This window comes from Serratia sp. Sp408, assembly GCF_057180665.1.
The window spans coordinates 315660-330539 of sequence record NZ_JBXUFT010000004.1 but is presented as its reverse complement, the minus strand read 5'-3'; the positions used below and the strand labels follow the sequence as shown (position 1 = coordinate 330539).

Annotated in this window: 6 protein-coding genes and 2 pseudogenes; 3 read left to right on the top strand and 5 right to left on the bottom strand. The window is 56.4% G+C overall.

What is annotated here, in order from left to right; all coding sequences use genetic code 11:
- Positions 1–128 precede the first annotated feature (128 nt).
- Positions 129–467 (bottom strand): annotated as a pseudogene (locus tag AC2AXP_RS15430) (DinB family protein); the annotation flags it as partial.
- Between the two features lie 484 nt (positions 468–951).
- On the opposite strand from AC2AXP_RS15430, the pseudogene AC2AXP_RS15425 reads away from it, so the two are divergent.
- A pseudogene (locus tag AC2AXP_RS15425) lies at positions 952–1062 on the top strand (Arm DNA-binding domain-containing protein); the annotation flags it as partial.
- A gap of 117 nt (positions 1063–1179) precedes the next feature.
- Here AC2AXP_RS15425 and ybtS read toward each other — a convergent pair.
- From ybtS to ybtP, 4 genes are read right to left on the bottom strand one after another with little or no spacing between them, the layout of a single operon-like run.
- Positions 1180–2484 carry a yersiniabactin biosynthesis salicylate synthase Irp9/YbtS gene (gene ybtS / locus AC2AXP_RS15420; protein WP_484381794.1) on the bottom strand — a complete coding sequence of 435 codons (1305 nt, stop codon included), beginning with the start codon at positions 2482–2484 and terminating at the stop codon, positions 1180–1182.
- Positions 2485–2511: 27 nt separating this feature from the next.
- Positions 2512–3789 carry a yersiniabactin-associated zinc MFS transporter YbtX gene (ybtX, locus tag AC2AXP_RS15415; protein WP_273869472.1) on the bottom strand — a complete coding sequence of 426 codons (1278 nt, stop codon included), beginning with the start codon at positions 3787–3789 and terminating at the stop codon, positions 2512–2514.
- The gene (ybtQ, locus tag AC2AXP_RS15410; RefSeq protein ID WP_484381793.1) at positions 3782–5584 is read right to left on the bottom strand and encodes a yersiniabactin ABC transporter ATP-binding/permease protein YbtQ; all 1803 of its coding nucleotides are present in this window, start codon (positions 5582–5584) and stop codon (positions 3782–3784) included. Before ybtQ ends, ybtX begins: the two co-directional genes overlap by 8 nt.
- Positions 5571–7283: a yersiniabactin ABC transporter ATP-binding/permease protein YbtP gene (gene ybtP / locus AC2AXP_RS15405; RefSeq protein ID WP_484381795.1), complete on the bottom strand. Its 1713-nt coding sequence runs from the start codon at positions 7281–7283 to the stop codon at positions 5571–5573. The genes ybtQ and ybtP overlap by 14 nt, the downstream gene beginning before the upstream one ends.
- 256 nt (positions 7284–7539) lie before the next feature.
- On the opposite strand from ybtP, the gene ybtA reads away from it, so the two are divergent.
- Together ybtA and irp2 are read left to right on the top strand one after the other, a co-directional pair.
- Positions 7540–8499: a yersiniabactin transcriptional regulator YbtA gene (ybtA, locus tag AC2AXP_RS15400; RefSeq protein WP_273869476.1), complete on the top strand. Its 960-nt coding sequence runs from the start codon at positions 7540–7542 to the stop codon at positions 8497–8499.
- A 190-nt stretch (positions 8500–8689) separates the two neighbouring features.
- Entirely contained in the window at positions 8690–14800 is a 6111-nt protein-coding gene (gene irp2, locus AC2AXP_RS15395; protein WP_484381792.1) for a yersiniabactin non-ribosomal peptide synthetase HMWP2, read from the top strand.
- The last annotated feature ends 80 nt before the right edge of the window (positions 14801–14880 follow it).

Here is a 14880-nt window from a genome sequence, read left to right as displayed (position 1 = left end):
CGCGGAATTCAGGTGTATGTTGCTTGCGTGGCTTTTTAGTGGTTGATGCTGGTTTTGTCATGTGAGTCACCTCTTGCTTGAGAGTTTACTCACTTAGTCGCGTGTCCACTATTGCTGGGTAAGATCAGTCCACCATCGACAAACTGGAATTTAATTGTTTCCGTAAGGTCAGCAAGGGATATAGAATTGACATATTGAATATACCAGTCTGTACATTCTGCCATCGTTATCAGAAGCTCATCAGCAGAGGGGGTCTCTGGCGTATTCAGTGCGGTGTAGAAATGCTTCTGCCCGGTAATGTTAGCCTTGAAGATCATATCAACCACATGTATGTGATTCATCAATCTGAGCGTCAGATGGCGTTTTTCTGCATTCGCAGATGCATCAATTCTTTTAATCGCTTGTAGTGTTTCAATATCTATCCAGCGCTTGTATCTAAACAGCGTAACTATAGTGTCAGTACCCATGCGTCACCTCTTTTATCTATTTTATGATCATATCAGTAACAAAAAGGGCTCTCTACTAACTTCCGCTCCTGGCACTCAGCCGACAGTTAAACCTCTTTGCACACAGTTTCACATAGGATAAACGCCTTCGACGTTACCTCTAACTACGCTTCATTTTCAGAGAGTAAAATAGTCATGTTCACCCATGCAGCGGAACGCTCATACCAGATTTATGGAAACCGCAACTATTGGTGGTCATTCTGGTGGTCTTGACCGGGAGAGCTTTCAGGATTAGCTTACTTATTAGCCACTTACTGGCAAAGGCGATCCCAGTCAGGGAGCCATATTTATGTTTTCATGCATCTTCACGACTCTTTATACGATTTAGATTCAACAAGTTAGTGTGAAAAGGCTTCCCGATGCATTTTCTTTTCCCCCTCCGCATCGGGCAAGATTGGTAGTCTGATTTGGGGTCATTTCAGTTCGATTATGGAGTGACCACCCTATGTCTCTGAACGACACTAAAATCCGCAGCTTAAAACCACCCGCTAAACCTTTCAAAGTTTCCGATTCTCATGGCCTGTACCTTTTAGTCAATCCGGGCGGTTCACGTCTCTGATATCTCAAATATCGTATCAAGAGAAAAGAAATAAGGAGTAACGTCACAGAAGAGGCAGAGAGTCACTCAATTGTCTTTGGACTCTCCGAGTTGTGGGGTTAAAAACAGTCACCCTTAAACCATTAAATAGGGCGCAATGCTCGCTAATTTCTCCCGCGTTTCCGTCAGTTCACGTTCCGGCGTAGATTGCGCGATGATTCCCGCCCCCGCCTGTATCCAGCAGCGTTGGCTGTCCTGAAATACGGACCGCAGGACTAAGGCCGCATCGAAGCGCGTATCGTCCAGCAGCAGGATTGCGCCGGAATAGAGCTCTCGCGGCGTCTTCTCAATTTGCATAATCGCGTTCAGGGCAGCATTTTTAGGGATACCTGAGGCAGTAATCGACGGAAACAGCACGGTAAACGCATCCCAGGCATCCTTGTTTTCCGCAAGCTGACCGCTCACGCCAGACCCCAAATGCTGAACGCTGCCGCGTTGGCGAACCGACATTAAATCTTCAACCACCACGCTGCCCGGCTGACAAACGGCCTCCAGTTCAGCAATAGCTTCTTTGACAGAAAGTATGTGCTCAAGCACCTCTTTACTGTCGTGCAACAGTTCTGCCTCTTTCGCCTTATTATGCTCAGGGTTTCCCATGCGATCGCGGGTGCCCGCAAGCGGTTCAGTGACCACTTTATTGCCCGTCACTGACATCACCAGTTCCGGGCTAAAGCCCAGCGCTTCGCGCCCTTCCTGACGGAACATAAACGAACGCGTAGGCGTGTTTGCCTGCCGCCCGTATAACAGCGTGGCGGGCATATCAACCCGCGATGGCAGGGAAATGGCGCGCGAGACAATCACTTTGACATACTCGCCACGGCGGATCTCCGCAACGGCGCGCGCAACCTGTTGTTTATACGCCTCACCATTGAGGGCGGTATCCACCGCCAGTGGTGCGTTCTGCGTCGTTGTACCAGCCTCTTTCACCCACTCGCACAGACGTCGACACCCATCGGCGGAGTCCGCATAAACGGTGACATTTCCCTTTTCAAAAATAAGTTCTTCACGGGGAACGGTTAACGTCAGCAACGGCCACTCTCCGGCGTTAAAGGCAATCCCCCGTGTATGCGCCGCAAAGTTGAACCCAACCTGTCCATATACCCGACGTCCTTTCACCTGAGGATGCGCCATAAAACGACGCGCGCAGTCGGCAATGGAATCCATCGCCCATTTTTGCTCCCCGGCATCATCAATAAATGTCGCCTGCGTTCCGTCGGCATTAATGTGCAGCCGTGCGTGGCACCCCTTGCCTAAATACCAACAGGGTTGACGCTCATAGACATAACACTCTTCTTCTGCGAACTGGCGTAAAACGCCAGAAATCGTCGGCAGCCATTGTTCCTCTGGTAACGCCAGGTGTAGAAATTCACTGATTTTCATCCCTTACCTCTCTGTGTTATTCCCGGATCAATCAATTGCGCTTGTCATCAGTTCTCTTGCCGCATGCAGCCGGATATAAGCAACCCACGCCGCCAGCAACGTGAATGCACCGGCAAACAGAAAGCAGGCCGCATAGCCAAAATGTTGAGCAACAACGCCGCCGATAACGCCAGCCAGAATGGCAATTGCCGCGTCAGTACATTGAAAGAGGGTGAAGTCGACACCGGCCTGCAAAGGCGATGAAAGCGACATCAGCGTGGCATAAAGACAGACCAGCGCACAGGCCAGCGAAATGGACTGGACAATGACCAGACACTGGAGAATCGGCAGCAGATGACCCGGCGTCATCATGAGCGTCACCACCACCGCCAGCAGCGCGATCCCCTGGACACCATAAGCCGTCAACAGCGCTCTGCCGGGTGAGGTGTATTTCATCAGCAATCCGCCGGCCAGCGTCCCTGCTATGCCCGCCGCAATATTGCCGCCGCTGAACAGCGCGCCCAACGCTGACATACTTAACCCATGATCCAACAATAGCGGCGCCAGAAGAGGCAGTACAAACCGCATGCCTGAATTCAGCATCAATACCAGCAGCAAGCCCAGGCGCGCCTGTTTCCTCCTTAGCGCATAACCTAACGCCGGAACATGTGGGATAGCCGCTGTTCGCGTCGGCTCCGTAATACGCCACAGCGGGAATGACAGCGCCATAATCAGCACCGCCATCATCAGCATGGCAACAGGCCAGGCAGATGCTGCCGACAGCATCAGGAACACCCCGCCGCCGCACATCATTCCCAGATAGCTGCCGCCGACCTGCACGCTGTTTCCCCAGCCGTAACCCGCGCGGGTCAGTTGATCAACGCAAAAGCCGTCGCTGGCGATATCAATGGTGGAGGCGACAGTACCTGCCACCATAAACAGAATAAATAACGCGGCGATTTGCGCATCAGGAAATCCCCCTTCTCGCCCGAACCAACCAATCGCTGCGGCAATCATCAGGATCGCCGCTAACGCGACCTGACCACGCAGGATTAACATGCGGGAACGGCGTTCGGGGCTATCGGGCGGAAGCCGCCAGCGTTCGATCCACGGCGCCCAAATAAACTTCAGCGCCCAAGGCAACATGAACAGGGTTGTCGCACCGGCAAGCGCCAGCGAACCGCCAGCAGCGCGCACCAGCGCGGGTAAGGACTGCATAGACAGCGCCGATACCAGGCTCTGCGTCACATAGACGCCGGCAATAGCAAAAATCACCCGCCTGGTCGTCAACGTCAGCGGTTTCACATTCGACTGAACGTCACTCATGCACCCACTCTCCAGACGCGGAAACCCCGTCGTCGCGCCACACGCGCGCGGCCATTTGCGCCTGCCAAAGCGCCTGATAACGTCCATGACGGGAGAGCAATTGCGCATGAGTACCCTGATCAACCACCTGTCCCTCTTCCATCACCAGAATATTTCCGGCCCCGGCGATAGTGGATAAACGGTGAGCGATGATAATCACCGTCCGGTTGTGGACCAGGTTATCGATCGCTTTTTGCACCGCCAGCTCGCTTTCAATATCCAGCGCGGCGGTTGGTTCATCGAGAATGACGATCGGCGCGTTTTTCAATAACGCTCTGGCAATGGAAATCCGCTGGCGCTCGCCGCCCGATAGCTGGCTACCCATCTCCCCCATTGGCGTCAGCCAGCCTTGCGAAAGACGGGAAATAAACTCAAGGCACTGCGCCGCGCGGGCGGCCTCTTCCACCTCCTGCCGCGTCGCCCGTGGGCGCGCGATACGGATATTCGCCAGCAGCGTGTCATCAAACAGCCAGACCTCCTGGAAAACAACAGAAATCAGGCTATTGAGCTGTTCTGGCGTCAGGTGGCGAATATCGACGCCGCCAATAGAAATCTGCCCTTGCTGCGGATCGGCATAGCGCATTAACAGTTTGGTGACCGTGGTTTTGCCTGCGCCGGAGGCGCCCACCAGCGCGCTCATACTGGCTGCCGGGAAGGTCAAAGAAACATTATTAAGTGCGTGGCCGTCACCTTCTTCGTAGCGATAGCTGACGTTGTCAAAGCGGATATCGTAACGTTTCGGCATCTCGCTTTGCTCTGCGACGGGAAGCGGTGCTATCGCCATAAACTGCTCAATCCGTTGCAGGGCGCTGGCGATCAGTTCCACAACCGAGGTGTAGCTGATAAACATCGCCATCGGTTCTGCGAAGCGCATAATCATCGCGACGGCGGCAATCAGAAAGGCGAGGTTCAGGGTGCCCGTCACTACCCAGATGATCCCGGATAACACCACCACCTGTAGGCCCAACTCCACGACGCTGGCGATCAGCATCGTCGCGCCAGCGCCCTGACGATGAGTGCGGGTCTGTAAGTTTTCCAGCGCATTAAAATGCGCCAGCAGCGCCCGGCTTTTATCGGCATCGCTGCCGCAGGTGCGCAATACCATCATCCCCTGAGCAAATTCAACGATATCACCACTCAGCTGCTGGTGCGCTTCCCCAAGCGTCTGCATTTGTCGCCGCATGGCCGGGCGGCGCCAGTAATAAAACGGCACCAGTAGAGGGAAGATCAGCAACATCACCAGCCCCAGCCGCCAGTCTATCCACAATGTCGCCAGCGACGCCGTTAGCGGCGTGACAATGGTTAGCAGCAAAATATTGGCTATCGCAATAACATAATTGAGGTTTTCATCCACGCTGCCCAGCAACAAGGCGTTCATTTCACCCGCCCTGCCGCGCTGGAGCCTCTCCAGCGGCACGCGGCGTAACTGCTCGCCAAGTCGCAGGCGCAACTCATGGGTGGCCTGCGCCAGATGACCACGGTATTCAAAGCCCAGGCCATACCAGCGCAGCGCCAGCGTCACAATCGTGGCAACGCTGAAGGCCACAGCCCAGTTGAGCAGTTGCGGCGCGTCTCCCCGTAACAGCATATCAATGATCGGATAAAGACAGGCAAAGGCGATCCCCTGCATAAATGCCGCCAGCAACAGCGCCAGCATACTGCACCGCAGCATCCTGGCCTCACTGCCAACGCTGGAGATAAGCTGGCGCCAGATGACGCGCCAGGCCTGGTTATCCGCAGGATTATTGTCTTTCATTTTCCACCACCTCTTCTTGTGCTCCACCCGGCACCCAATGCTGCGCCTGCTGATAATGTTGCCAGAGCCGTTGATACAGGCCGCCCTGCGCCAGCAGTTGCGTATGGTTCCCCATTTCCCTGAGCTGGCCGTCGGAAAACAGCAATATCACATCGGCCTGAGTCACCATTGAGAGACGATGTGCGACCATGATGACCGTCCGACCGCGCATGGCTGCCGCGAGCGCCTTGATAAGCGCAGCTTCGTTTTCTGGGTCAGCAAACGCCGTCGCCTCATCAAGGACCAAAATGGGGCGATCCTGCAAAAGGGCCCGGGCGATAGTAATGCGCTGCCGCTGGCCGCCGGAGAGAAATACTCCGCGTTCCCCGACTGGCGTGTTGTAACCTTCTGGCAGCGCGCTAATAAACTCATGGGCCTGCGCCACTCTGGCCGCCGCTATTACCGCCTCCAGCGGCGTATCCGGCGCGCCCAGACGAATGTTATTGGCTATCGTGTCGGCAAAAAGGAAGTTGTCCTGAAACACAAACGAGAGTTGCTTCATCAGGGTGTCCGTCTGCATATCGCGCAGATCCACGCCGCCAATACGGATATGGCCTTTGTCTGGATCGGCGTAGCGCAGCAGCAAGCGCGCCACGGTGCTTTTTCCGGCGCCGCTTGGCCCGACCAACGCCACAATTTGCCCGGCAGGCACATGAAAGCTCACCTCCTGCAACGCGGCGCCAGTACGCGCTTGCTGATAATGAAAGCTCACCTGCTCAAAGGTAATGCTCGCCTCTTTCGGCTGCTGATCAGACAGCGGTAGCGATAACGCCGGCATCGCGAGAACCTGATAAATACGCTGAATGCTTAAACGCGTTTGCGCGATCAGGTTATTGAGCATCATCATTGGCATCACGGCTTCGGCCATTCCGCTGCCCAGCAGTAAAACGGCCACCCACGCGATAAAATCGAGACTGCCATAGTGCAGCAGGCCGTACCCCGACCAGATCAGGACAAATAGGGTCGGGAGAGGATTCAGAATCGAGAAGGAAAAACGCGCTGAGAAACCGGCTTTGCGATACCAGGTTTTGAGCACATCGCCCCATTCTTCAAGGGCGCGTTGGTAGCGTAAAAAACTGGTGCTGCCGCTATCAAACGTTCTCACCACGGGCATGGCCTGCACGAACTCTATAACCGCCGCGCTAACCTGCTCGCGCGCCTTATGATAACGCTGAGCCATATCTTGCGAACGCTGGCGGGCGAGCACGAGAACAACCGAGCCAAACGCCAGTACCCCCAGCGTCGCAATTGCCAGCCGCCAGTCCAGCCAGAACAAGATAATGATTGTCGCCAGCGGCATGATGATCGCGCGGGCATAGAGCGGCGTACTGTCAGCCACAAAGATATGTAACGACTTCACGTCATCCAGCATCACTTTCGCCACCGATCCGCTACCCATTTGCTGTAACACGCCAGGCGGAAGCTGCAATGCTTTACGGGCTAACCTGCTGCGCAGAATGTTCTCCAGATGAAAAGCCGCATAATGAGAGATGTTGAACGCCTGCAAGCGCAGAACAAAAGTCAAGACCACGCAGCCGATCACGCCGCCCAGCGGCCAGGCCGGAATAGCGTCAGGCGTCGTGCGAAAATCGCGCAGGCTCCACGCCAGAAAAAGAAGCGCCCCCAAGCTGGTTAATGCCGCCAGCCCCGCCAGCGCCATAGCTAAAATAACCTTCCGGCGCACCGGTATAATCACCTGCCAGAGAGGAAATCGGGACAGCGATTCAGTATTGGATGATTGAGATGACATGGGAGTGACTGAATTTCCTGATGAATTTTTACGGGCGCCAAAAACGACAATTCAGGGTGGCGCTCGGAGAATTATTGTGAATAATAACCATTATCAATAACTCATCTACCCCATTCGGTTCTATTTATACCCGCATTGGTCTAAGCCACAGGGAGATAACCAGGTCATGACGGAGTCAGCGCAAACGCAATCTGAAATCTCTATTCACCAGTTGGTGGTCGGGAAACCTACAAACAATGGCAATATTCCTGCTCAGTGTGAACTGCTGCGCTGTTCGTTGCAGGAAGGTATGGATATTTTGCTCTGGAGGGGCCATTTTGCGCAGCCTGAGACGTTGCAGCTATACGACGATCTGGGCAGGATTAACTTCTCGTGCATCCTGGAAGGCACATCACGCTTTGCGATTCAGGGACTCAGGCGTCACACCGACTGGGAGCTTGCGCGTAATCGCCATTACATTACCCATACGCCAGACTGCCGCGGCAGCGCCTCCTATTGTGGCCGATTCGAGAGCATTACCCTCTCCTTCAGCCCTGAAACCCTCGCGCTGTGGGTACCGGATATTAGCGCGGCCATTAAGAATAAGATCGACTCCCACTGCTGTTGCCAGCAGCAGCGTTGTAATGCTGAAACCCACTTAACGGCTCAGGCCTTGCGTCACGCGCTAATGCGCATGCACGGCGGCTTCAGTCATGAACAAAAGCCGTCGACGCTATGGTTGCAGGGGCAAAGTCTGGTCATGCTCAGTCTGGTGCTGGATGAGCATCGCGAAGACGTCAGTTGCCTTTCCTGCCACATCAACCCGATGGACCGCCAGAAACTGCTGCGGGCGAAGGATCTGCTGCTGGCCGATCTGACGCAAGCGCCGGGCGCCTTGGAGCTGGCCAGAGAGTCCGGCCTGAGCGTTCTCAAAATTAAGCGAGGCTTCCGAGTTCTGTTCAACAACAGCGTCTATGGTCTGTTTCAGGCTGAACGAATGCAGGAAGCCAGAAGACGCCTGGCCAACGGCAATACCTCTGTCATGACGGTGGCGGCCGATCTGGGCTATGCCAACGCCAGCCATTTCTCTGCCGCCTTCCAGAAACAGTTTGGCGTAACCCCTTCGACCTTTAAACGCGTGATGTAACCGGGGTCGCGTCCCCATAAATTCCTCCCTGACAGAGGCCCGGATACCCCATCCGGGCCTCTGTTCTTTCCACCTGTTACCAACCCGAAACGGGCATAAATAAACCCGTTTCGGGTAGCATTCAATTGTTAATAATTATTATTCTCATATAAGAAATGAATTTCGGTAAGACGTGCCATCAGGAGGAAGAATGATTTCTAGCGCATCATCTCAGGATTCGCTATTACCGGACAACTGCCACGCGGCTAATTACCAACAGTTACGCGAGCGGCTCATACAGGAACTGAATTTAACGCCGCAGCAGTTACATGAAGAGAGCAATCTGATCCAGGCAGGCCTGGATTCAATGAGATTGATGAGATGGTTACACTGGTTTCGTAAAAATGGCTACCACCTTACCCTTCGTGAGCTGTATGCCGCCCCCACGCTGGCGGCATGGAATCAGTTAATGCTCAGCCGGTCGCCGGAGAACGCGGAAGAAGAAGCGCTGCCCGACGAATCATCCTGGCCAAACATGACCGAAAGCACCCCCTTCCCATTGACGCCGGTACAGCACGCCTACCTGACAGGCCGCATGCCGGGGCAGACGCTTGGCGGCGTGGGTTGCCACCTGTATCAGGAGTTTGAAGGCCATTGTCTGACGGCGTCGCAGCTGGAGCAGGCCATCACGACCTTGCAGCAACGCCACCCAATGCTGCAAATCGCCTTTCGCCCCGACGGGCAGCAGATCTGGCTACCGCAACCTTACTGGAACGGCGTCACCGTTCATGATTTACGCCATAATGACGCTGAAAGCCACCAGGCTTATCTGGACACGCTGCGCCAGCGCCTGAGCCACCGTCTTTTACGCGTGGAGATCGGCGAAACGTTTGATTTTCAGTTGACGCTCTTGCCGGACAATCGCCACCGCCTCCATGTCAATATTGACCTGCTGATTATGGATGCCTCCAGCTTTACGCTTTTCTTCGATGAGCTTAACGCCCTGCTGGCCGGAGAATCGCTGTCAGCTATCGACACCCGCTATGATTTCCGTTCGTATTTGCTGCACCAGCAGAAGATCAATCAACCACTGAGAGACGACGCGCGCGCTTACTGGCTGGCGAAAGCATCGACGCTTCCCCCCGCGCCCGTCTTGCCGCTGGCCTGCGAACCCGCCACGCTGCGTGAAGTTCGTAATACCCGACGCCGCATGATTGTCCCGGCAACACGCTGGCACGCCTTTAGCAACCGGGCCGGTGAGTATGGCGTGACGCCGACCATGGCGCTGGCGACCTGTTTTTCTGCCGTGCTGGCTCGCTGGGGCGGCCTGACGCGTCTGCTGCTTAACATCACCTTATTCGACCGCCAGCCGCTGCACCCGGCAATTGACGCGATGCTTGCCGATTTCACCAATATTCTTCTGCTGGATACCGCCTGCGACGGCGATACCGTCGGCAACCTGGCGCGTAAAAACCAGCTGACGTTTACAGAGGACTGGGAGCATCGCCACTGGTCCGGCGTCGAACTACTCCGTGAACTCAAACGCCAGCAGCGCTACCCCCACGGTGCCCCGGTGGTATTTACCAGCAATCTGGGCCGCTCCCTCTACAGCAGCCGCGCAAAATCACCGTTGGGCGAGCCGGAATGGGGCATCTCGCAAACGCCGCAGGTCTGGATAGATCATCTGGCGTTCGAGCATCACGGCGAGGTCTGGCTGCAATGGGACAGCAACGACGCGCTGTTCCCTCCCGCGCTAGTCGAAACGCTGTTCGACGCTTACTGCCAGTTGATTAACCAACTCTGCGATGACGAAAGCGCCTGGCAAAAGCCGTTCGCAGATATGATGCCCGCCAGCCAGCGCGCGATACGCGAACGGGTCAACGCCACCGGCACCCCCATTCCCGAAGGCTTGCTGCATGAAGGCATTTTCCGTATCGCCCTGCAACAGCCGCAGGCGCTGGCGGTAACGGACAGACATTATCAGTGGAATTATCATGAGCTGACAGACTATGCCCACCGTTGCGCGGGCAGGTTAATCGAGTGCGGAGTTCAGCCCGGCGATAATGTGGCGATCACGATGTCGAAAGGCGCAGGACAACTTGTTGCGGTTCTGGCCGTCCTGCTGGCCGGGGCGGTTTACGTTCCGGTTTCGCTGGACCAGCCTGCCACACGGCGCGAGAAAATCTACTCTGATGCCAGCGTCCGGCTGGTGCTCATTTGCCAGCACGACGCCAACGCCTGGTCAGACGATATTCCCGTCCTTGCCTGGCAGCAGGCCATTGAGGCGGAGCCGATCGTCAACCCGGTGGTACGCGACCCCACGCAACCGGCCTATATTATCTACACCTCCGGTTCTACCGGCACACCGAAAGGGGTAGTCATTTCGCACCGGGGAGCGCTCAACACCTGTTGCGATATCAATACCCGTTATCAGGTTGGCCCCGATGACAGGGTGCTGGCCCTCTCCGCCCTGCATTTTGATTTATCGGTTTACGACATTTTTGGCGTACTGCGTGCGGGCGGCGCACTGATTATAGTGATGGAAAATCAACGGCGCGATCCTCACGCATGGTGTGAGCTGATCCAACGCCATCAGGTCACACTCTGGAACAGCGTCCCGGCACTGTTCGATATGCTGCTGACCTGGTGTGAAGGGTTCGCCGACGCCATGCCGGAAAACCTGCGCGCAGTGATGCTTTCCGGCGACTGGATCGGGCTTGACCTCCCCGCCCGTTATCGGGCCTTCCGCCCACAAGGACAATTTATCGCGATGGGTGGTGCCACCGAGGCGTCTATCTGGTCTAACGCCTGCGAAATTCACGACGTCCCTGCCCACTGGCGTTCCATCCCTTACGGTTTTCCGCTAACCAACCAACGCTACCGGGTGGTGGATGAACGGGGCCGGGACTGCCCTGACTGGGTGCCGGGCGAATTATGGATTGGCGGTATCGGGGTCGCAGAAGGCTATTTCAACGATCCCCTGCGCAGCGAGCAGCAATTTTTGACGCTCCCCCCGGACGAGCGCTGGTATCGCACCGGCGATCTCGGCTGCTACTGGCCAGACGGCACAATAGAGTTTCTCGGTCGTCGCGACAAGCAGGTCAAAGTCGGAGGATATCGCATCGAGCTGGGCGAAATCGAAAGCGCGCTCAGCCAACTGACGGGAGTGAAACAAGCAACCGTTCTGGCGATCGGCGAAAAAGAAAAAACGCTGGCGGCATACGTTGTTCCTCAGGGCGAGTTTTTTTGCATTACCGATCATCGGGATCCGGCACTGCCGCAGGCGTGGCACACGCTTGCTGGAACGTTGCCCTGTGGCGTCATCTCGCCAGAGATCTCCGCAGAACAGGTAGCCGATTTCCTTCAGCATCGCCTGTTAAAACTAAAGCCGGGTCACACCACTGGCACCGATCCTCTCCCCCTGATGAACTCACTCGCTATCCAGCCGCGCTGGCAGGCCGTGGTGGAACGCTGGTTAGCATTCCTGGTGACGCAACGGCGACTGAAGCCCGTGGTTGAAGGTTATCAGGTCTGTGCTGGTGAAGAGCGCGAAGATAAACATCCGCATTTCAGCGGACATGATTTAACGTTATCGCAAATTCTTCGCGGCACCCGTGACGAACTGTCGTTACTCAACGACGCGCAGTGGTCGCCGGAAAGCCTGGCCTTCAACCATCCGGCCAGCGCCCTGTATGTTCAGGAACTGGCGACAATTTGCCAACAGCTTGCACAACGCTTACAGCGCCCGGTACGCCTGCTTGAGGTGGGAACTCGCACTGGCCGCGCCGCAGAATCGCTGTTAACACAGCTCAACGCCGGACAGATTGAGTATGTCGGGCTTGAGCAGAGCCAGGAGATGCTGCTGAGCGCCCGGCAGAGGCTCGCCTCCTGGCCTGGTGCTCGTCTATCCCCCTGGAATGCAGACACGCTGGCGGCGCACGCTCACTCGGCGGACATTATCTGGCTTAATAACGCCCTGCATCGTCTGCTGCCGGAAGATCCCGGGCTCCTTGCGACATTACAACAGCTTGCCGTTCCCGGCGCGCTGCTCTACTTGATGGAGTTTCGCCAGTTAACGCCGTCCGCCTTGCTCAGTACGCTTCTGTTAACCGATGGGCAGTCGGAGGCCTTACTGCATAATAGCGCCGACTGGGCTGCGTTATTTAGCGCAGCCGCCTTCAACTGTCAGCATGGCGATGACGTCGCGGGGTTACAACGCTTCCTCGTACAATGTCCCGATAGCCAAGTGCGCCGCGATCCCCGTCAACTTCAGGCCGCCCTCGCCGGGCGCCTGCCTGGGTGGATGGTGCCGCAACGAATCGTTTTCCTCGACGCCTTACCGCTGACGGCGAACGGGAAAATTGACTATCAGGCGCTGAAGCGTCGTCATACCCCTGAAGCGGAAAACCAGGCCGAAGCGGATTTACCCCAGGGCGACATTGAAAAACAGGTTGCCGCCCTCTGGCAGCAACTCTTATCGACTGGCAATGTCACCAGAGAAACCGACTTTTTCCAGCAAGGCGGCGATAGCCTGCTGGCGACCCGTCTGACCGGGCAACTCCATCAGGCAGGTTATGAAGCGCAATTAAGCGACCTGTTTAATCATCCCCGGCTGGCGGATTTTGCCGCCACGCTGCGGAAAATCGACGTCCCGGTCGAACAACCCTTCGTCCACTCCCCTGAAGAACGCTACCAGCCCTTTGCGCTTACCGATGTGCAGCAGGCTTACCTGGTGGGGCGTCAGCCGGGCTTTGCCCTGGGCGGCGTCGGCTCACATTTCTTTGTTGAATTTGAAATTGCCGATCTGGACCTCACCCGGCTGGAGACGGTCTGGAACCGATTAATCGCCCGTCACGATATGCTGCGCGCCGTCGTGCGTGATGGACGGCAACAGGTGCTCGAACAGACGCCCCCCTGGCTGATACCCGCACACACCCTCCATACGCCAGAAGAGGCGTTGCGGGTACGCGAAAAACTGGCGCATCAGGTACTCAATCCCGAAGTGTGGCCGGTATTCGATCTCCAGGTTGGATACGTGGACGGGATGCCCGCCCGCCTGTGGCTGTGTCTGGATAACCTGTTGCTTGACGGTCTGAGCATGCAGATCCTGCTGGCGGAGCTGGAGCACGGCTACCGCTACCCGCAACAGCTGCCTCCGCCGCTGCCCGTCACCTTCAGGGATTATCTGCAACAACCCTCGCTACAGTCGCCCAATCCAGATTCTCTGACATGGTGGCAGGCGCAGCTTGATGATATTCCTCCGGCGCCTGCGTTGCCGTTGCGCTGCTTGCCTCAGGAGGTTGAAACACCGCGCTTCGCCCGCCTGAACGGCGCGCTGGACAGCACGCGCTGGCATCGTCTGAAAAAACGGGCGGCTGACGCCCATCTCACCCCGTCGGCCGTGCTGTTGTCGGTGTGGTCAACGGTTCTCTCTGCATGGAGTGCGCAGCCTGAGTTCACGCTTAACCTTACGCTTTTCGACAGGCGACCGCTGCACCCGCAAATCAACCAGATTCTGGGCGATTTTACCTCGCTGATGTTGCTGAGCTGGCATCCCGGCAAAAGCTGGCTGCACTGCGCGCAGTCACTACAGCAGCGGCTGAGCCACAACCTCAACCACCGCGATGTGTCGGCCATCCGCGTGATGCGTCAACTGGCGCAACGGCAAAACGTGCCCGCCATTCCGATGCCCGTCGTCTTTACCAGCGCGCTGGGCTTTGAGCAGGATAACTTCCTCGCCCGGCGTAATTTTCTCAAACCGGTCTGGGGCATCTCCCAGACGCCGCAGGTCTGGCTCGATCACCAGGTTTATGAATCCGAAGGCGAACTGCGCTTTAACTGGGATTTTGTCGCCGCGCTGTTTCCTGCCGGGCAGGTGGAGCGCCAGTTTGAACAGTATTGCGCATTGCTAAACCGAATGGCCGAGGATGAAAGCAGCTGGCAACTGCCGCTCACCGCGCTGGCGCCTCCCGTTAAACAGGCAGGGCAATGCGCAGAGCGCTCACAGCGCGTATGCCCCGAGCACTCTCAGCCACACATTGTGGCGGACGAGAGCACCGTCAGCCTGATTTGCGACGCCTTCCGCGAGGTGGTTGGCGAGTCTGTCACGCCCGCAGAAAACTTCTTTGAGGCGGGCGCAACGTCGCTGAATCTGGTGCAACTGCACGTTTTATTACAACGTCACGAATTTTCCACCCTGACGTTGCTTGACCTCTTCAGCCACCCTTCTCCTGCCACCCTGGCCGATTATCTGGCCGGCGTCGCTTCGGCGGAGAAAACAAAACGTCCTCGCCCGGTTCGCCGTCGTCAGCGGCGGATATAGCGCGAAGCAAACTGATTTTTCCCCTGAACGCCATCGCGAATGCATGGCGTTCCATTGACTTTGTGAATCTTAGGAAACGG